Genomic DNA, 19672 nt, shown 5'->3' with positions numbered 1-19672 from the left:
CTAGGGTGTGACCGGATCGAGCAGCTGGGGGCCGTTGTTGCGGACGTTGTTGACGGCCATGGACACCGGGCGGGCGGCCAGCCGGCCGTCCGCGGGCGGGTGCAGCACTCCGTGCAGCCGGGCCGGGTCATGCTGCTCGGGGTCCAGCCAGCCGTCCTGCTGGTCGGGGGGCACGGCGAGGGGCATGCGCGGGTGGATGCGGCCCGCGGCGTCGGTGGCGTCCGTGGTGATGACCGTGCAGGTGGTCCACCAGGCCGCGGGGTCGTCGTCCTCGGCCACCGCCGGATCCCGCCAGAACTCGTACAACCCCGCCAGGGCCATCACCTGCCCGTCCTCGGGGCTGATGAAGTAGGGCTGCTTGTGCGCCTTCGCCGGGCCGGCCGCCGGGACCTGCTGCCACTCGTAGAACCCGTCGGCGGGCAGCAGACAGCGCCGTTTGAGGAAGGCCTGGCGGAAGGCCGGCTTCTCATGGACCGTCTCCACCCGGGCGTTGATCATCCTTGCGCCGGTCTTCGGGTCCTTCGCCCAGGACGGCACCAGCCCCCAGCGCAACGGCCGCAACTGCCGCCGCACGGTGCCACCGCCGCGGGGCGCGCGCTCGAGCACCGCCCATACGTCGTCGGTCGGGGCGACGTTCCAGTTGGGCTCCAGGGCGTCCTGACGGTTCCAGTCGGTGACCTGGAAGAGCCGGGCCAGGTCCTCGGGGCTGCGGGTGGAGACATATCGACCGCACATGGGCTCACTGTGCCACGCGTCGTGACGAGGACTCCGGCACCTGGGCGGGGGCGGTCACGAGCGGGCGAGGTCGCCCCCGAGCGCGGACCCCCGACGCGCCCCCGGCGGGGTCACCGAGGCGAACGCCATCCGGAACAGGTCCCACGCACTCGCGTCACCGAACGCCGCGCCACCGGCCTGGGCCGCTCGCCCCCGGCGGTACGCCGACTCGGTGCCAACGGCACCGGGGCCGGACGGTTCGGCGCAGTCGACCGGGCTCGTCTCCACGGGCCTCCGCTCCTTTGGTACGCGCTCCGAAACGGCCGACGGCCCCCACTACGCGCGAGCGCGGTGCCGCCCGGCAGGGCCGCGACTCGCCGCAACGGCCCCGGCCCAGCGCCCGCAGCCTGCCACCCCCACGCGGGGCACACGTCCCCGTCCCTCATACGCGCCGCGACGGCCACGACGCGACCACCCGAATGGCCGAACGGCGGCATCCGGAGGCATCTCGCCCCACCACTCCGCGGTCCTCCCAAGCCGACGCGCCACTCACCCGTCCGCCGCCCAATGCGCGCCGAATCCGATAAAAGGTGTGATCGTTGTAAACCACTGCAATAGGGACAGTTGGCGAGTGAGGAGCTACGGTGAGCGACCCTGACCGGGAGCCCGGGAGCGCGCGCGTGGCGCACTCCGCGGTCGACGAGGCCTGCGCCGTGGCCGACGCCGTCCTCTACGAGGGCTACCTCCTCTACCCGTACCGGAGATCGTCGCCCAAGAACCGCGTGCGCTGGCAGTTCGGCATCCTCGCGCCGCGTGCCTGGGCGGGGGCCCACGGCCCCGTCGCGCCGAGCATCTCGGGGTCCGTGGAGTCCTGGCAGCAGCAGACCGAATGCCTGCTGCGGGCAGGGCGCGAGGCCGTGGTCCAGGTGCGCGTGCGCTATCTGCAGATGCAGCAGAGGGTCGTCGAGCTCCGGGAGGAGGACGGCCGCTACACCCCCGTGGACTCCGTGGAGACAGCCGGCGACGTCCATCTGGCCTTCGACGAGGCGGTGCCGCGCGAGAGCGACCTCGTCGTTCCGCTGGCCGCCCTCCTGGCAGGTGAGCGGCACTTCGCCCTGGCCGCTCCCGGCGGTGAGGAGACGGAGGAACTTCCCGATGGCGTGGGGCGGTTGGTGCGCCGGCGGTGCCCCGTCGAGGCGCGGACGACGCTGTACGCCGAGCGGCTCCCCGGCCCCGGAGGACTGCACCGGCTCCGGGTGCGCACGGAGAACACCGGTGAGGCGACCCCGCCGGAGACCCCTCGCGAGGAGGCCCTGCGCCATGCGCTCATCGCGACACACACGTTGATCGGCGGCCAGGGAATCAGCTTCCTCTCCTCCATCGACCCGCCCGAGGAGGCCGCCGCTCACGTCCGGGACTGCCGCAACCTGCACACCTTCCCGGTGCTCGCCGGCGAGGAGGGATCGGACGGCCTCGTCCTGTCCGCCCCGCTCATCCTGCCCGACCACCCGCAGGTGGCGCCGGAAAGTCCGGGCGACCTGCACGACGCCGCGGAGATCGACGAGATCCTGACCCTGCGGACGCTGCTGCTCACGGACGACGAGAAACGTGAGGCCCGCGCCACCGACGCCCGGGCCGCGTCGATCCTGGACCGGGTGGAGACCATGCCGCCGGAGGTGCTGGCCCGGCTGCACGGAGCCATCCGCTCCCTCGCCCCGACGGCCGCCGGCGCCGTACCGGCCGCGGACGCCGCCGCCCCCGACGAGCGCGGTGCCACGACCGAACCACATCCGCACGCATCCGACGCGTCTCCCGCCCTGGCGTTCGCCGGACCGGTGGCCGCGGCCCACGACCGACTCCGGGACCGACTGCAAGGGAGGCCGAGCACATGACCGTGGAAAGCGGTACCAAGGTCAGCCGACGCAACGACAAGGCCGAGCAACCACGCGGGTTCGACGAGGTCCATATCCTGTGGATCTCCGAGGGCATGAGCTGCGACGGCGACACCATCTCGATGACGGCGGCCGGTCAGCCCGCCATCGAGGACATCGTCCTCGGGCTCGTACCGGGCCTGCCGAAGGTCAATCTCTACAACAAGGTGCTCTCGCCCAGCATGGGCGGCGAGGACTTCCTCGCTCCTTTCCGCGCAGCGGCACGCGGCGACCTGGAGCCCTTCATCCTGGTCATCGAGGGCTCGATCCCCAACCAGAAGATCATCCAGGGCGACGGCTACTGGACCTCGTTCGGCAACGACCCCGAAACGGGTGAGCCGCTCACCCTCAACTGGTGGATCGACCACCTCGCTCCCCGCGCCTGGGCGGTGGTCGCCGCCGGTACCTGCGCCACGTACGGCGGGATCCACGCGATGGCCGGCAACCCCACGGGCTCCATGGGCCTCGCCGACTATCTGGGCTGGGAGTTCAAGTCTCAGGGCGGACTGCCCATCGTCAACGTGCCGGGCTGCCCGATCCAGCCCGAGAACTTCATGGAGACGCTGACCTGGGTGCTCTACCACGCGGCCGGGTCGGCACCGCCGCCCCCGCTGGACCACATGCTGCGTCCGCAGTGGCTGTTCGGGAAGACGGTGCACGAGGGATGCGACCGCGCCGCCTACTACGAGCAGGCCGACTTCGGCCGGGACTACAACTCCCCCAAGTGCATGGTCAAGGTGGGTTGTTGGGGTCCTGTCGTCAACTGCAACGTGCCCAAGCGCGGCTGGATGGCGGGCGTGGGCGGGTGCCCGAACGTCGGGGGCATCTGCATCGGCTGCACGATGCCCGGCTTCCCGGACGCCTTCATGCCGTTCATGGACGAGCCGACGGGCGCCACCTTCTCCGCCGCCCTGATCAGACCCTACGGGGCCGTGATCCGGCGACTGCGCGGCCTGACCAACATGGCGGTCAACCGCGAACCCAAGTGGCGTCACCCCAAGGCCGAGCTGACCAGCGGTTACGACGCCCACTGGCGCCCCTGAGACCGGACAAGCGAAAGAGAGCGAGGAAAACACGGACATGACGGCAACCGAGGCGCGGGGCGCCAAGCGCAAACCCGCGCAGATCGTGGACATGTCCTGGGACCCGATCACCCGGATCGTCGGCAATCTCGGCATCTACACGAAGATCGACTTCGCGAACCGGGAAGTCGTGGAGTGTCACAGCACCTCGTCCCTCTTCCGGGGCTACTCCGTCTTCATGCGAGGCAAGGACCCGCGCGACGCGGGCTTCATCACGTCGCGCATCTGCGGGATCTGCGGTGACAACCACACCACGTGTTCCAACTACGCCCAGCAGATGGCCTATGGCGTCAAGCCGCCGATGCTCGCCGACACCATCGTCAACCTGGGCGAGGCGGCCGAGTACATCTTCGACCACACGATCTTCCAGGACAACCTGGTCTTCGTCGACTTCTGCGAAGCCATGGTCAAGTCCACCAACCCCGGCCTCCTGGCGCGGGCCGAGCGCACCGAGGCACGCCACGCGAACATCCACGGGTACCGGACCATCGCCGACGTGATGCGCGCCTACAACCCGTTCGAGGGCGAGGTGTACAAGGAGGCGCTGAAGGTCAGCCGGATCACCCGGGAGATGTTCTGCCTGATGGAGGGGCGCCACGTCCATCCCTCCACGCTCTATCCGGGCGGTGTCGGCACGATGCCGGAGCCGACCACCTTCACCGACTACCTCTCCCGCCTGGTGCGCGTGCTCGACTTCGTCAAGAAGGCCGTCGTGATGAGCGACGACGTCTTCGACTTCTTCTACGAGGCGATGCCCGGCTACGAGGAGGTCGGCCGGCGGCGCATCATGCTCGGCTGCTGGGGCGCCTGGCAGAACCCCGACGTGTGCGACTACCGCTACGAGACGATGAGCGAGTGGGGCAAGGCGATGTACGTCACCCCCGGCGTCGTCGTGGACGGCGAACTCGTCACCAACGACCTGGTCGACATCAACCTGGGCATCCGGATCCTGCTGGGCAGTTCCTACTACGAGGACTGGGCGAACGAGCAGCCGTTCGTCACCCACGACCCGCTCGGCAACCCCGTCGACATGCGCCACCCCTGGAACCAGACGACGGTCCCGATGCCGCAGAAGCGCGACTTCGACGGCAACTACAGCTGGGTGATGAGCCCTCGCTGGTACAACAAGAAGACCTCCGAGCACCTTCCGCTGGACACCGGCGGCGGCCCCCTGGCCCGCCTGTGGTCGACGGCGCTCAACGGCATGGTCGACACGCCGTACGTGAAGGCCACCGGCCGCAGTGTGGAGATCTCGCTGCCCAAGAGCGAGCAGCTGCCGGAGATGACGCTGGAGTGGAAGATCCCCAAGTGGAGCAACACGCTCGAACGCGACCGGGCCCGGCCGTACTTCGTCGCGTACTCCGCCGCCATGGCCTTCTACTTCCTCGAGAAGGCGATGGGGTTCGTCCGTGCCGGCGAGACCAAGGTCTTCGAGAACTACGAGGTGCCGGACGAGGCGATCGGCTGCGGGTTCCACGAAGCGGTGCGCGGTGTCCTCTCCCACCACCTGGTGATCAAGGACAGGAAGATCGCGAACTACCACCCGTACCCGCCGACGCCGTGGAACGGCAGCCCGAGGGACATGTATGGCACCCCCGGGCCCTACGAGGACGCCGTCCAAGGCCAGCCGATCTTCGAGGAGAACGGCCCCGACGACTTCAAGGGCGTCGACATCATGCGCACCGTCCGCAGCTTCGACCCCTGTCTGCCCTGCGGGGTACACATGTACCTCGGCAAGGGCAACACGCTGACCAAGCTGCACTCGCCCACGTACGGAGCGGCTCATGCCTGAGTCCGTGCGGCTCGACGAGGCGGCGGTCGCCGAACGGCTGACGCGCCTCGACCTCCTGCTCGAGCAGATCGAGGGCGCCCCGGGGCCCATGACCGGCGCCGCGATCGAGGCGGTGCAGGTACTCGCCGCGGTCTACGGGGAGGCGCTGGCCCGGGTACTGGACGGCGCCGACCGCGCCCTCGTCGACCGTATGGCCGGTGACCAGCTCATCGGCCATCTCCTGGTGCTTCACGACATCCACCCGGAACCGCCCGAGCGCCGGGCCGAGCGCGCGGTCGACGCGCTGCGCCCCTCGGTGCTCGAACGGGGCGGGGACGTCGAGCTGACGGCCGTGGAGGAGGGCGTCGCCCGGGTGCGGCTCGCCGCCAAGGGCTGCGGATCCTCCTCCGCCGAACTGGAGGAGGCGGTCCGCGAGGCCGTGCTCACCCTTGCCCCCGAGCTCTCCGGCGTCGAACGGGCGCCGGGGGCTGACGGGCGGCGCAGCACCTTCGTACCGCTCGAAGCACTCACCCTGCGTCCGGCGTCCGTCGCCGAGCCGTCATGACCTCCGGTGCTCTGGCCCGCGTCATCCGCTCCGCCGCGGACCGGCGACCGGAGGCGGAGCGCTGCGACCTGTGCGGCGTCGAGACCCCGTCCGACCACCGGCATCTGCTCGACGTGGGCAACGACGAGGTGCTGTGCGCCTGCCGGCCCTGCTCCCTGCTCTTCGTCGAGGCCGAGGCGAGCGAGGGGCGGTACCGGCTGGTGCCGAGCCGGCGGGTACGCCTGCCTCCGGTGGGTACTCGCGCCCTAGGCGTCCCGGTGGGGCTGGCCTTCTTCATCGCGCGTGCGGACAGCACCGTGACCGCGCACTACCCGAGCCCCGCGGGGGCCGCGCGCTGGGAGGCAGACCCGGAGGCATGGCGCGAGGTCGTCGCCCAGTGCCCCCCGCTCGCCACCCTCGAACCGGATGTGGAGGCGCTACTGGTGAACACCGCCCGTTCCGCGGAGGAGCACTGGATCGTCCCCATCGACGACTGCTTCCGGATGGTCGCGCTCGTCCGACGGGAATGGCGGGGCCTGTCCGGCGGCAGCCGGGTGTGGCCGGCCGTGGACCAGTTCTTCGCGGAGCTGACCGAACAACCGTAGACCGGCAAGGAGGAGCTGATGGGCATCATCCGAGTAGGCAAGCCGCACGTGAAACCCGACACCCCGACCCATGTCTCCGGGCTGCACGAGGGCAACAGGGGGCCCTACAGCCGTCAGACCGGACACCACAAGGACGGGACCGCCGACGCCCGCCGCTCGACCGGAATCCACTGGCGCAAGCACAACGCGATCGCCAAGACCATGCCGAACCTTCCTCCCGGATGAGGCGGCATCCACCACCGCGCCGCTTCCGGTGCGGCATCGCAGACAAGGACCGAGGAGTAGGGAACATGGCCAGACGAGTGCTGATCGCCGAGGCGCTGCTCATTGCGGGCCTGGCGACCGTCGTACTGTGCCGGGAGATGCCCGGGCTGGTACGCGAAGTCAGGATCTGGCGGATGGTGGGACTGCCGGGCGTCACCAGGCGCCGCCGCTGACCCGCCCTCCCGCCGGGCGCCATTGGGCCGGGCCGCGCAGTCCGCTGCGCGGCCCGGCCGCGTGCGCGCCCGCGGTACCCGCCGCCGGTACGGCAGACCATGACCGAGCTGAGCGGCCGGCCGGTGCGTGCAGGGGCTCGCGCCAAGCCCACGACCCGGCAGCCCCGCCGGGTCGCCGCGCGCCAAGCGCACCGAACCGGCAGCCCCGCCCGGTCGCCATGCACGACGGCCGCCGCCGTGCGCCAAGCCCACCGCCCCGGCAGCCCTGCCCGATCGCCGCGCGTCATGGGCCCCGACATCCCCGCCCCGTCGCCGTGCGCCAAGACCCACCCACCCGGAAGCTCCCCGCCCGTCGGGCCGTGCGTCGGGCCCGCCGCGCCGAGCCTCAGGCCTTCGTCCGTGCGGACCGGCCGGGCTGTACCTCAGCACCGGATCGGCCTCCGCGGGTTCCGGTCACGGACTAGGTGAGGCCGAGGTCCGGTGCCTGGAGGCCGAGGCGGGACAGGGCCGAGGTCAGCCAGCCGGCTGGTACGGCGACCAGGGCGGCCGCGGCCGACGGCAGCGGCGCCGGCTCCCCGTCTCCTTCGGTCTGCTCGTCTCCCGAGGGCAGCCAGACCGAACCGGCCAGCCGGCAGGCGAGCGGCCGCAGGCCCGCGTGCAGCAGCGTGGCGGTGGTGATAGCCGACAGGGAGATGCCCCAGGCGACGGGTCCCAGCGGGGTGGATCCGAAGAACTGGCTGACGCCCGGCGTCTGGACGATGCCGACGAGCACGCCGGCCGAGCCGACGGTGGCGGCGAGCACCTGGCGGTCCGCGCCGCCGCTGATGAGGGTCTGTGCGAGCTGGGTGCCGACCACCGCCACCAGCGCCACCGTGGCGGCCCGGCGTTGCGTACCGGTGAAGCGGGCGGCCGTCCAGGCCAGCCCCGCACCGAGGGCCGTGGTGAGCCCGCGCTGCAGCATCTCCTGGGTCAGCGCGGTGCCCAGCGAGTGGTGGGGACCTTCCTCGAGCAGTTGTTCCCCGGTGCTCTCGGCGGGTGTGCGCACCGCGATGGACAGCGCGGGAGCAAGGTCGGTGAGCAGGTTGACCAGCATGATCTGCCGGGCGCTCAGCGGTGAACTGCCGACCACGGCGGAGGCCAGCACGCTGAACGTGACCTCGCCCAGGTTGCCGCCGAGCAGGATGGCCAGCGCGGTCCTGACCGAGGTCCACATCGCCCGGCCCTCGGTCAGGGCGGTGACGATCGTCTCCAGTCGGTCGTCACCGATCACCAGATCGGCGGCGGCCGTGGCCGCGGGGGTGCCGCGCCGCCCCAGGGCGATGCCGACGTCGGCGAGGCGGATGGCGGGGGCGTCGTTGGCGCCGTCGCCGGTCATGGCCACGACCCTGCCCAGTCGCTGGTACGCCTGCACGATACGGACCTTGTGGCGCGGGGTGCACCGGGCGATCACGTCCACCTTCGGCAGCAGCACGTCGAGCGACTCGTCGTCGAGTTCGTCCAACTCCGGTCCGGTGCAGACGGTCTGCTCGGGGTCACCGGTGACGGAGGCCGCGATGGCCTCGGCGGTCGCGGCGTGGTCCCCGGTGAGCAGGACCGTGTGCACGCCGGCCGCGCGCAACCGGGCGGTGGCCGGGGCCGCACCGGGCCGCACCGGGTCGGCCAGGACGACGAAACCGGCGAAGACCAGGTCCTGCACGACGTCGTCGGTGAGCTCCTCGTCCGGGAGCATGGTCCGTTCGGCCACGGCGAGGACCCGCTTGCCGGCCCCGGCGAGTTCCTCGGTGGCCACGGTGAGGGCCCTGCGCCCGGCGGCGTCGAGCGCGGTCTCGGTCCCGTTCAGACGCCGGCGCGTGCAGCGGGCCAGCACGACCTCCGGGGCGCCCTTGATGCTGAGCAGGCCGGTACCCGCGGTGCGGCCCGCTGTGGCGTGGTAGGCGCGGGACGGGTCGAAGGGCAGGGTGTCCGTACGCTCCCAGCGGGGGGCGTCGCGGCTGACGGACACCCCTGCCGTGCGGGCGCCCATGTCCACCGCCCGGTCGGTCTGGTGCGCCATGGGCGCGGACTGCCGGGCGGCGGGGGTGGCACGCAGCGCGGCGGCCAGGATCGCCTCGTGCGGCGGGCCGAGCCGGTCGAGGGAGAGGGTGCGGGTTCCGTCGCTGACGGCGGCGAGTTGGAGATCGCCCTCGGTGAGGGTGCCGGTCTTGTCGAAGCACAGCACATCGGCCCGGCCGAGCGCCTCGATGGTCCGCGGGTTGCGGACCAGCGCGCCGTGGTCGGCCAGGCGGCGCGCGGAGGCCAGCTGGGCCGCGTTGACCAGGAAGGGCAGACCTTCGGGGACCGATGCGACGGCCAGGTTCACCGCCGAGGCCAGGCTCTGCGCGAGCGGGCGTCCGTGCAGCAGTCCGGCGCCGACCACCGCCACCGCGGAGGCCGCGGCCACCGGCAGGCTGGCCCTGGTGAGCGACGACAGCCGCGCCTCGACCCCGGTGGCCGGTGCGGCCTCCCGTGCGCTGGCCATGGTCCGCCCGACCTCGGTGGCCGCTCCGGTCGCCACGACCACGGCCACCGCCTCCCCGGCGGAGACGGTGGTGCCCTCGTAGAGCATCGAGCTGCGCTCGGGGAGCTGCGCGGCGACCACCGGGGCCGGGTCCTTGGCCACGGGCAGCGACTCGCCGGTCAGCGACGACTCGTCGACCTCGAGGCCCGCGGCCTCCAGCAGACGGCAGTCGGCGGGAACCACGTCCTCGGGCCGCAGCAGGATGACGTCACCGGGCACCAGGTCCTCGGCGGTGACGAGCCGCTCGCCACCGCCGCGCCGCACCCGCGCGCCGACCGCCGAGCGGGCGGTCAGCTCCGCGAGGGCGCGCTCGGTCCTGACCCGCTGGAAGCCGCCGACCAGCGCGGACATGGCGGTGATCGAGGCGACCAGCGCGGCGTCCGCCCGCGAGCCCACCGCGGCGGCCAGGGCCGCCCCGCCGGCGAGCACCGGGGTCAGCGGGTTGGCGAGTTCCTCGACGAACGCCGAGGGCAGCGTGGTGCGCGGCGCCGCTCCCCCGGTCGAGTCGCCCTTCGCCCGCGCCGCGGCCTCCTCGGCAGGGAGCCCGTCAATGCTCGTACGCAACCGTTCGAGGACCCGCGCGGGCGGCATCAGGTGCCACGGCACGGTCTCCACGGACGGGGTGATGGGATGCGAGTACAGCCGCCGGGCACGCCAGACGCCTATGCAGAACGCGATCCCGCCCGCGGTGTTGCACGCCGCCTGTCCGCGCGAGCACGCCTCGGACGCCGGTGCCCGCATCGCCGCGACCGCGCCGATGCCGCTGCCGCTCGCGGCCAGCACCGCGCTGTCCCGGTCGACCTGGCGGGCCACGCCGACTCCGGTCATGATCAGCGCGACCGAGTCCAGGTCGGTACCGACCAGCAGATGTGCGCCCCAGGCCGGCGGCTCCCCTTCGCGGTGGACTCCGATGCCGCAGTCGGACGCCCCGAGGGCCCGGCGGTTGCCCGACACCAGGAGCACCACCGCACCGTCCGCCTGCAGCGCGCGCACCGACGCCACCAGGTGGCCGTCCCCGGGCACCATCGCGTCCACGAAGCCGAGCTCCGGGGAGGGCTGGTCGCTGGCGAGGACCACTCGCAGGCCCGAGCGGCGGGCCGCCGCCGCCAGGGTCTGCGCGCCCGGAAGCGTCTTCATCGCCACCCCCGCCACGGCCATGAGCCGGCGCCGGCGGGCGAGGCCCAGAACCAGCTCGCTGCCCCGGCTGCGCAACCGGTCCGCGGCCTGCCGCCCGGTGCGGCCGGTCAGGTCCAGGTCCTCCAGGGGGCCGAGCGCCCAGCCGTCGCCGTCGCTGCGGACCCGCGCGGGCGCCGCCGGATCGAACAGGGCGAACAGCGGGTCGGAGACCTCTTCCGTCCCGACGCCGCCGAGCACCTCCAGTCCGGTCAGTTCGTACCGGCCGCCGCGCAGTACGTCCACGTCGAGGAGCACGGTGTCCACCTGGCCCAGGCGGCGCAGCGCGCTGCGGTCCATCGCCACGACACCGCGTAGCGCGAGGAACCTGCCGAGGCTGGTGGCGAAGCCCTCCCGGCCGGCCTCCGGTGCCTTCGGCATGCTGGCCAGCGCCACCGCCAGGGCGCGCCGTGGTCCCGCGTACGGGGTGGCCAGGGCGCCGATCGCGGCGCCCGTCCCCATCGCCCGTCTGGCGTAGCGCGCCGTCACGTCCTCATGTGCCTCGGGCCGTTCCACCACGATCGGCTCGGCCTGCGCGTCCTGCGGCCCCCGCACGAGCCGGGGTTCAGCCTCCACCCACGCATCGAGCTCGGCGTTCGCCTCGCGCCACTGCGCCATGCGCTGCGCGACGTCGAGCACCAGTCCTCCGCCGCGGGTGGCCATGCCCTGGACGAAGGCGTTGACGACGGGAACGACCGGCCCACCCGTGCCCTCCCGCCCGGCGACGCGCGCCAGTGCCACCCTGCGCAGCCACGGGTGGTACTGGACCGCCGTGGCCAGCGCACCCGCCTCGGCCGGCAGGGGCGTCCAGGGCGACACCCGTGTGGCCACCGTGAGCAGGAGACCCGCGACGTCGGCGATCAGGACCGGAAGCGTCGGCCGCCTGCTCGGCCCCTCGGACGGATGGTGGGGCTCGGGGCACCACCGGTCGACCGTGCCCGACTCCCCGGCGCCGACCCCGTGCGACTCGGCACGGGCGATGATCCGGATCAGCTCCTGCTGGGGCGGCGGGGGCGAGGCCAACTGCACCACGACCCGCTCCGCCGGTGCGTTCACCCGGGCCCACAGCACGCCGGGATGCTGCTCGAGCGCGTGCTCCACGGCATGTGACACCCATGTGCCGCCGGGGCCCCGGACTCCCCGCACCTCGATATGGCAGCGCCCCTGGCGGGACCACACATCGCGTCGCTCCAGCCCGAGCAGCATGGCGGCCATGTCGGACGCACCGCGCACACCGGCGGCCACTCCGCCCGCCAAGAACCCGCTCAGTGGCACGGCGAACGGCAGCGGTAGACGTACTCCGGACAGCAGCGACATCTGGGTGGCACCTCCCGAGCGGCGGTCCCCCGGTTCGATGGCGATCATCCTGACCCGGTACGGGCGGGCTCGCGCGGCGTGCTGAGCCGAATGGATTCCTGGCTCGCAGCCTCAATTCCCCACAGGTAGCTTGTGCCTCGTTGGGGGGCGAAGTCCCGGACCCACGAACGGATGTGAACCGTGACCACGCCGAAGACCGCTGCGAAACGCCCGGCCACCCGGAGCGGGAGCGCCACGCGCCCCGCCTCGAGGACGAAGACGACACAGCGGCCCGCCACTCCGCGGGCCGCGAAAGCGCCCAAGAAGAGATCCACCACCGCATCCGGCAAGCAGATCACCATCACCGTCCCACCCCTCGGCGAGGCGGCCGGCCGCGCGGTCGACGCCGCGGCCGTGCCCGTGGAGACCGCCCGCCGCGTATTGCCGGCCAAAGGCGGCCTGCCGCTGTACGCGGGCCTCGGGGCGCTGGCGGTGATCGGCGCCCTGGAGTGGCCGGTGGCCGCGGGCATCGGCATCGGCTACGCCTTGCTGAGGCACAACGGACTGCTCGCCCCGCCCGCCGCCAAGTGAGGTGCGTGCGACGCGTTCGCGTCGCCCTCCCCCGGCGGTCCCCGGGCCGAGCCGCCCGCGCCGCCCGAGCCGGCTGAGACCGGTTCGACGGAGGCCGGACGTGCCGACGGGTCCCACACGACGCCGGCACGTCCGTGGCCGCCGCCTCCTGCGGCGGGCTCCCTGACTCCCCGTCCGCGCACCGGCCGAGTATCCGCGGGCCGACGCCCGGGTGTATGCAAGAGATATGCGGCTTTTGCCTGGCGGAGGCATCCGCTGGTCGTGGCAGTCGAACCGGGGACTCGTGGCCATCCCGATCGCGTTGATCGTGGCGATCACGATCGCCGATGTCCTGGCGCCGGAGGACATCCATCTGGGACCACTGCTCGTGGTCGCGCCCGCACTCACCGCCTCGTTCGGCGGCTCCCGGCTCACCGCACTCATCGCGGCCCTCGCCGTGGCGGCGCTCATGGCCATCTCCCTGATCCGCAACAGCGTTCTCACCTCCAACCACGAGACCCAGCTCATCTCCCTGATCGTGATCGGCGCCTTCACCGTGCTCTTCTGCCGGCTGCGTGAACGGCACAGCGCGAAACTCAAACAGGTGCGGTCGGTGGCCGAAGCCGCCCAGCAGGTCGTACTGCAGCCCCTGCCCGACCAGATGGGTGTGCTGCGTATCGCCAGCGCCTATCGCGCGGCCACGGAGGAGGCACGCATCGGCGGCGACCTGTACGCCGCCGTTCGCACCAGGAGCGGGACGCGTCTGCTCATCGGAGACGCCCGCGGCAAGGGCCTGCCCGCCATCGAGGACGCGGCCCTGGTACTGGGCGCCTTCCGCAGCGCGGCTCACAACGAACCGAGCCTCCCCGCGCTGCGGAGCGAGATCGAGGCGACGCTGTGCTGGAGTCTGTCCCAGCCGGGCAGGCAAGGCACCGACGCGGACGAGTCCTTCATCACCGCCGCTCTCATCGACATCCCGGACGAGGTACCCGAGGTCCACATCCTCAACTGCGGGCACCCGCCGCCGCTGCGGCTGCACGCCGGACGGGTCGTCGCCCTCGCGCCGGGCCAGCACGCGCTCCCCCTCGGCATGTGCCTGCCGGGGGTCCCGGGCGGAAGCGCGGACACCTTCCCCTTCGCACCCGGCGACATGATGGTGCTCTACACCGACGGGGTCTCCGAGGCGCGCGACTCGGCCGACCGCTTCTATCCGCTCGACGAGCGACTGTCGGCCTGGAAGGACGCGGACACCCCGGGCGATCTCATTCTTCGTCTCCGCAACGACATCGTCGCGCACTGCGGCGGCACCTTCCAGGACGACGCCGCGCTGGTCGTGGTGCGCCGCGAGGCCGTCACCGGCGGTCAGGGGCCCGCCCAGGCCGGCCACTCGGCCCGCCGCCCGTCCCTTACGCACCGGTCCCTGCGCTGACAGCGGCCACCCAGCTGGGGCTCTCCCGCCCGGGATGCGCCGCGACTGGTGTGCCCATCACCCGGCCCGGACTCAGGCGGCCCGTGACCGGCCGGACGGGGTTCCGGCGTCAGGAGCTGTTCGCCGCGAAACCCCCGGCCGCGGCGGTGTCGCCCGCCGGACGACGCGCCTTCGACTGCCGGACACCGTACGGTCACACCGGCCGGGAAGGTTTCCGCCGTCCCCTCTGCCTCGGCTTGTATTCCGTCCGCCGCGTATCACGCGGGTGCGACGCGGAAGGACCTTGTGCGCCGTGTCCCTGCTCCCGCTCGAAGAGCTCCCCGGGCCGCTCCCCGCCCCCGTCCGTAGCCCCTCCCTCGCGCGCCTGGCCCGCCGGGTGCTGACCCTGCTCCCGCTCCTGCTGATCGGTGCGTGGGCCGCCGCCGACTGGCGTGCCGTGCGCGGCGGCACCGCCCGGCTGGTCTCCGCCGACCCCTGGTGGCTGCTGGCCGGGGTCTTCTTCACCTGCCTGGGCTGGGTGACCGCCGCGTGCGTCCGCCAGGGAGCCGTGCCGGAGAAGCTCCCGCCCGGGCCGCTGCTCGCCTCCCAGTTCGCCGCCGGCGCCGCGAACCATGTGCTGCCGGCGAGCATCGGAGCCCATGCCGTCACCCTGCGCTTCCTGCAGGGCCGCGGTATCCCGTTCGCCCGGGCCACCGCCTCGCTGGCCCTGTACTCACTGGTGAAGCCGATCGCGAAGACGGCCGTGCTCCTCTTCTTCGTCGTGGCGTTCCCCAGGACGCTGCAGCTCGGCCGACTCCTCCCGGACACCAGAACGCTGCTGCTCGCCGCCGGGATCGCGGTGATCGGTGTCGCGGCCGTCGCCGTACTGCTCACGGTCGTACGCCCGCTGCGCCGCCCGGCATTGGCCCTCGCGCGCACCGCTCTGACCGACGCACGGATTCTGCACACCCGGCCCAGCCGGGTGCTCGCCCTGTGGGGCGGGTCCGCGGTCGCCCCGGTGTTCCAGGCATGCGTGATCGCCTCGGTCGGATCCTCGCTGGGCATGGGACTGCCGTGGACGCAGGTGATCTTCGCGTTCCTCGCCGCGAGCACCGCCGTCGGGGCCGTGCCGGCGCCGGGCGGCATCGGCCCCGTGGACGCGGCGACGGTGTTCGCCCTGGTCGCCTACGGCGCACCGATGGAGCTGGCCACGGCCGGCGTGATCGGCTATCGCGTCCTGACGGTCTGGCTGCCCCTGCTGCCAGGGACGCTGGTGCTCGCCACCCTGGTCCACCGCAAAGTGCTGTGATCCGGGTCCGCCCGTACCGGGATAGCCGGTCCGGATCGAGGGCGCGGCAGTCCGCCGCACGAGCGGGAGACCGCCACACACCACCTCCGGGCCGCCCGGCGGACCTTGTACGCGGGGGCCTGCCGGCCGCCTCCTGACGGCCGGCACCCCTGTCGTCGGTGCCCTCGGCTACCGTCTCTGGCGCGGGCACTGCGGCGAATGGACCGGCACCGACGTCCGTGACCGCCTTCCGCCCACCGCTCGCCCGACCCCAGCCCAGGACAGGAGCCCCTCGTGCACTACGACATCACCGGCATCCGTGCGCAGTTCCCCGCCCTGGCCACCGGCAGCGTCCACTTCGACGGGCCCGGAGGCACCCAGACCCCCGAGCCCGTCATCCGGGCCATCACCGACGCGTTCGCGCAGCCTCTCTCGAACCGGGGCCGGCTGACCGCGGGAGAGCGCAACGCCGAGGCCATCGTGGCCGGCGGCCGCGAGGCCATGGCCGATCTGCTGGGCGCGGCCCCGTCCGGAATCGTCTTCGGGCGCAGCGCCACCCAGCTCACCTACGACTTCTCCCGCGCCCTGGCCAAGACCTGGTCGCCCGGCGACGAGGTGGTCGTCACCCGCCTCGACCACGACTCCAACGTCCGGCCCTGGATCCAGGCCGCGGAACAGTCCGGCGCGACCGTCCGGTGGGCCGACTTCGACCCCCGGACGGGCGAACTGACCCCCGAGCACATCGCCTCGGTCCTCGGTGAACGCACCCGGCTCGTCGCCGTCACGGCCGCCTCCAACCTGATCGGGACCCGGCCCCCGATCGCCGCGATCTCCCGCCTGGTCCACGACGCCGGCGCCCTGCTCTACGTCGACGGTGTCCACTACACCGCCCACTCCCTGGTGGACATCGCGCGACTGGGCGCGGACTTCTTCGTCTGCTCGCCCTACAAATTCCTCGGACCGCACCACGGCGTCCTCGCCGCCCGGCCCGAACTGCTGGAAACCGTGCACCCCGACAAGCTGGCGGCCTCCAGCGACGCGGTACCCGAGCGCTTCGAACTGGGCACGCTGCCCTACGAGTTGCTGGCCGGTACGCGCGCCGCGGTCGACTTCCTGGCCGGTCTGGACGCCGATGCCACCGGCACCCGCCGAGAACGCCTGGCCTCCGCCTTCCACGCGCTCGAAGAGCACGAGGACACGCTGCGCGCACAGATCGACAAGGGCCTTTCCGGGCTCGCCCTGGTCACGGTGCACTCCCGGGCAGCCGACCGCACCCCGACCCTGCTGCTGACCTTCGAAGGCCAGGACACGGCGGACGCCTACCGCTTCCTGGCGGAACGCGGCCTCCACGCGCCTGCCGGATCCTTCTACGCGCCCGAGGCCTCACGCCGCCTCGGGCTCGGCGACACCGGCGGACTCCGAATCGGGCTCGCGCCCTACAACGACTCGGCGGACGTCGACCGGCTCCTGGAGGGCCTCGCGGACTTTCTGCGTCGCTGAGGAACACGCCGATGCGCGCCCCTCGGGCCGGCGGCCGCTAGGCCGGCCCGCGGTGGCCCGCGGCCAGGGCCGGCAGCAGCCGACAGGCGTTGTCGCGGTTGATACGGCGGCGCTGGACCTCGTCGAGAGCGGGGTCGTTGTCCAGCGCGGGCGCGGTGACGCCCGTGACCAGATGGGCCGGGGTGGGGGGCCAGTCGCTGCCGTAGAGGATCCGGGAAGGGTCCACGGCGGCCAGCAGAGTCGGCGTGGCCGACGGGGACATGGGCGCGGCCGTGTCGTAGTAGAAACGATGCAGGTAGTCGCGGATCCGGACGTGATCCACCTTCGGCATCAGATGGTCGCTGAACACCTCGATGCGGCTTGCGATGTAGGGCAGGAATCCGCCTCCGTGCGGCAGGATGAAGGTGAGATCCGGGAAACGGTCCAGGGTGCCGTTGATGATGAGACTGATCGCCGCGCGTGTCGTGTCCATCAGGAAGTCGCACAGGAACGGCGGGACGCCTTCCAGCTCCGCACCCCCCGGCCGGACCTCCATCGGGTGGGTGCTGATCACGGCGGAGCGGTCGTTCAGTTCGGCGAGAATCCTGTCCTGCGAGGCGTGGCCGAGGTGGACGCCGTTGACGCTGGTCCGCGCGCTGACGCCGACCGCCCCGAGGTCGTCCATGCCGTGCCGGACCGACCAGATCGACAGGTCAGGGCTCTCGAGGAAGACAGGGGTGTAGAACGCGAAGCGGCCGGGGTGGCTCCGGGTGAGGTCACTGGCGGCCTGCAGGGCCACCCGGGCGCTCTCCTTGCGCAACTCCGGGTCCTGCAGGCGTCCCAGCATGGCGACGGTGAGCACGCTGGTACGGATGCCCGCGCCGTCCATCAACGCCAGCGCGCTGTCGACGTCCCAGCGGGTCCACGGGGGCAGTTTCCCGCGCTGAACGATGCCCTGCCCTTCCGCCCAGTCCATCCACTCGGGCGCGGTGTAGTGGTGGTGCACGTCCACCCGCGCCCGGCGTGCATCGCCGCCCGCCGGCTCACCGATCTCCGCACCGGCCACCCGGGCCGCGCCTGCCGCTGTCTGCAGTGATGTCATGCGGGGTCCCATTCCTGTGGTCGCGCCGGAAAGCCCGGGGCTTGGGGCGGTGTTCGCTCAACGCCCGAGGATTCGGCGCAGCACGTATGTCAGTTCCTTCTCCATGTCCTTCGGCTCACCGTCGGTGCGCCAGGCGACGAACCCGTCCGGCCGTACGAGGACCGCGCCGTCCGGGGTCGTGCCGTGCACCGATGCCCAGTCGGGTCCGTCTCCGGTGTCCAGGTCGAACTCCGCGCCAGCGCCGATGGCGTAGATGTCGAGCGGAACGTTGAGTCGCGCACCCGCACTGCGGGCGGCGGTCCGCCAGTCGCTGCTCCCGCAGAGCGTCACGAAAGAGCGCTCGTACAGGTCGACGGTCGAAACGTTCGTCCCGTTGTGGGTGACCCACATATGGGGTGCGCGGGTTCCGGGGTCGGCACGCAGGCACAGGAAGTCCGGGATGACGGGTTCTTCCACATCGGCGCCGACCACCGCCGCGGAGGCGTAGCGGTACCCGAGCGCCACCGTCATCAGATCCGCAGTGTCGTTCGACGCGGTCCGGGCGGAGTACCCGGGATGCTGCTCACGGGCCGCCTGCAGGGTCGCCCGCGAGCTGGTCGCCTGTGCGACCGGCCGGCGTTCCGCCTCATAGCTCTCCAGCAGCTTCACGTCCGCCCAGCCGCGGAGCACCGCCGCGACCTTCCAGGCGAGGTTGTGCGCGTCCTGGATGCCGGTGTTCGATCCGAAGGCGCCGGTGGGCGGCATTTCGTGTGCGGAGTCGCCGATGAGGAACACCCGTCCGTCCTGGTAGCTGTTCGCCACCCGGTCGGCCGCGTGCCACGGCGCCTTGCCCGTGATCTCGACGTCCAGATCGCGCACTCCGGCGGCCGCCCGGATGTGCTCGCTGATCCGGATGTCGGTGAAGTGCTCCAGTGTCTGCCCGCGCTCGGGGAACCAGGGCACATGGAAGACCCACTGCTCCTCGTTGTCCACCGGCAGCAGCACGCCCTCACCCGCGGGGTCGGTGACGTAACAGACCACGAAGTGCTCGTCACCCGACACTTCGCGCAGCCGCTTGCTGCGGAACGTGACGCTGACGTTGTGGAACAGATCGCCCGAGCCGGAGTGCTCGATCCCGAGCCGCTCGCGCACGGGGCTGCGGGGGCCGTCGGCGGCGAGAAGGAAGTCCGAATGCACGGTGTGGGTATCGCCGGTTTCCCTGTCCTGCAGAACGGAGTGCACCCCGTCTTCGTCCTGGGTGAAGGACAGCAGTTCCATGCCGAAGCGCACGTCTCCGCCGAGCATGCGCGCGCCGTCGAGGAGCACGGGCTCCAAGTCGTTCTGGCTGCAGGCGCAGCGGAGCGTCGAGCACACGTCGGCCTCGGGCGCCTTGCCCGTGATCCGCGCCGAAAGCCATCGGCGGTTCCCGCTGTGCAGGGTGTCCACCTGCAGGATTCCGTGGTTCTTGGACAGCACTGCGGCAGCTTTGCGGATCTGCGGCTCAAGACCCGCCGTCCGGAACAGTTCCATCGTGCGCATGTTGTTGCCACGGCCGCGTGGATGGGCCGATGTGGCCGCATGGCGCTCCACGACGCGGTGCTGGATGCCGAGGCGTCCGAGGAAGACCGAGGCGGACAAGCCCACTAGTGAGCCCCCCACGATCAGGACGGGCACGTAGTCGCTGCCGCGATCGTTCATCGCGTGTTCTCCTCCGGGGTCGGCATCGTTGTGACGCG

Annotated in this window: 16 protein-coding genes; 11 read left to right on the top strand and 5 right to left on the bottom strand. The window is 72.2% G+C overall.

What is annotated here, in order from left to right; translation table 11 throughout:
* Together ACQEXA_RS46325 and ACQEXA_RS46320 are read right to left on the bottom strand one after the other, a co-directional pair.
* Entirely contained in the window at positions 1–735 is a 735-nt protein-coding gene (locus tag ACQEXA_RS46325) for an SOS response-associated peptidase (RefSeq protein WP_432924777.1), read from the bottom strand.
* Between the two features lie 54 nt (positions 736–789).
* Positions 790–1002 carry a hypothetical protein gene (locus ACQEXA_RS46320; RefSeq protein ID WP_432924779.1) on the bottom strand — a complete coding sequence of 71 codons (213 nt, stop codon included), beginning with the start codon at positions 1000–1002 and terminating at the stop codon, positions 790–792.
* Positions 1003–1358: 356 nt separating this feature from the next.
* Here ACQEXA_RS46320 and ACQEXA_RS46315 point away from each other — a divergent pair, with 356 nt between their 5' ends.
* The 7 genes from ACQEXA_RS46315 (at position 1359) to ACQEXA_RS46285 (ending at position 7084) form a co-directional block, all read left to right on the top strand.
* Positions 1359–2606 carry a hypothetical protein gene (locus tag ACQEXA_RS46315; protein ID WP_433132883.1) on the top strand — a complete coding sequence of 416 codons (1248 nt, stop codon included), beginning with the start codon at positions 1359–1361 and terminating at the stop codon, positions 2604–2606.
* A complete protein-coding gene (locus tag ACQEXA_RS46310) occupies positions 2603–3688 on the top strand; it encodes a hydrogenase expression protein HypE (protein WP_432924783.1) in 1086 nt (361 codons plus the stop codon). The genes ACQEXA_RS46315 and ACQEXA_RS46310 overlap by 4 nt, the downstream gene beginning before the upstream one ends.
* A gap of 37 nt (positions 3689–3725) precedes the next feature.
* Positions 3726–5519 carry a nickel-dependent hydrogenase large subunit gene (locus ACQEXA_RS46305; RefSeq protein ID WP_432924785.1) on the top strand — a complete coding sequence of 598 codons (1794 nt, stop codon included), beginning with the start codon at positions 3726–3728 and terminating at the stop codon, positions 5517–5519.
* Positions 5512–6063 (top strand): NifU family protein, encoded by a 552-nt coding sequence (locus ACQEXA_RS46300; RefSeq protein WP_432924787.1) that lies wholly within the window; start codon positions 5512–5514, stop codon positions 6061–6063. Before ACQEXA_RS46305 ends, ACQEXA_RS46300 begins: the two co-directional genes overlap by 8 nt.
* Positions 6060–6647, top strand: a complete 588-nt coding sequence (locus tag ACQEXA_RS46295) for a DUF5947 family protein (protein WP_432924789.1) — start codon at positions 6060–6062, stop codon at positions 6645–6647. Before ACQEXA_RS46300 ends, ACQEXA_RS46295 begins: the two co-directional genes overlap by 4 nt.
* Positions 6648–6665: 18 nt before the next feature.
* A complete protein-coding gene (locus tag ACQEXA_RS46290) occupies positions 6666–6872 on the top strand; it encodes a hypothetical protein (protein ID WP_359396081.1) in 207 nt (68 codons plus the stop codon).
* Between the two features lie 65 nt (positions 6873–6937).
* Complete coding sequence (locus ACQEXA_RS46285) at positions 6938–7084, top strand: hypothetical protein (RefSeq protein WP_359396079.1); 147 nt, start codon at positions 6938–6940, stop codon at positions 7082–7084.
* Positions 7085–7544: 460 nt separating this feature from the next.
* On the opposite strand, the gene ACQEXA_RS46280 is transcribed toward ACQEXA_RS46285, so the two are convergent.
* A complete protein-coding gene (locus tag ACQEXA_RS46280; RefSeq protein ID WP_432924792.1) occupies positions 7545–12179 on the bottom strand; it encodes an HAD-IC family P-type ATPase in 4635 nt (1544 codons plus the stop codon).
* A 132-nt stretch (positions 12180–12311) separates the two neighbouring features.
* Here ACQEXA_RS46280 and ACQEXA_RS46275 point away from each other — a divergent pair, with 132 nt between their 5' ends.
* The 4 genes from ACQEXA_RS46275 (at position 12312) to ACQEXA_RS46260 (ending at position 16876) form a co-directional block, all read left to right on the top strand.
* A complete protein-coding gene (locus tag ACQEXA_RS46275) occupies positions 12312–12701 on the top strand; it encodes a hypothetical protein (RefSeq protein ID WP_432924795.1) in 390 nt (129 codons plus the stop codon).
* Between the two features lie 226 nt (positions 12702–12927).
* Positions 12928–14109: a PP2C family protein-serine/threonine phosphatase gene (locus ACQEXA_RS46270; protein ID WP_432924797.1), complete on the top strand. Its 1182-nt coding sequence runs from the start codon at positions 12928–12930 to the stop codon at positions 14107–14109.
* Positions 14110–14401: 292 nt separating this feature from the next.
* Complete coding sequence (locus ACQEXA_RS46265; RefSeq protein ID WP_432924799.1) at positions 14402–15397, top strand: lysylphosphatidylglycerol synthase transmembrane domain-containing protein; 996 nt, start codon at positions 14402–14404, stop codon at positions 15395–15397.
* Between the two features lie 273 nt (positions 15398–15670).
* A complete protein-coding gene (locus ACQEXA_RS46260) occupies positions 15671–16876 on the top strand; it encodes a cysteine desulfurase-like protein (protein WP_432924801.1) in 1206 nt (401 codons plus the stop codon).
* 37 nt (positions 16877–16913) lie between these two features.
* On the opposite strand, the gene ACQEXA_RS46255 is transcribed toward ACQEXA_RS46260, so the two are convergent.
* Positions 16914–17957, bottom strand: coding sequence for an amidohydrolase family protein (locus ACQEXA_RS46255; protein WP_432924803.1), 1044 nt, complete (start codon positions 17955–17957; stop codon positions 16914–16916).
* A gap of 57 nt (positions 17958–18014) precedes the next feature.
* Positions 18015–19634 (bottom strand): FAD-dependent oxidoreductase, encoded by a 1620-nt coding sequence (locus ACQEXA_RS46250; RefSeq protein WP_432924805.1) that lies wholly within the window; start codon positions 19632–19634, stop codon positions 18015–18017.
* Positions 19635–19672 lie beyond the last annotated feature (38 nt).

Source organism: Streptomyces sp. CA-106110, assembly GCF_050936285.1.
GTDB lineage: Bacteria > Actinomycetota > Actinomycetes > Streptomycetales > Streptomycetaceae > Streptomyces.
The sequence above is the reverse complement of the archived record's forward strand: the minus strand, read 5'-3'. Positions and strand labels throughout refer to the sequence as shown.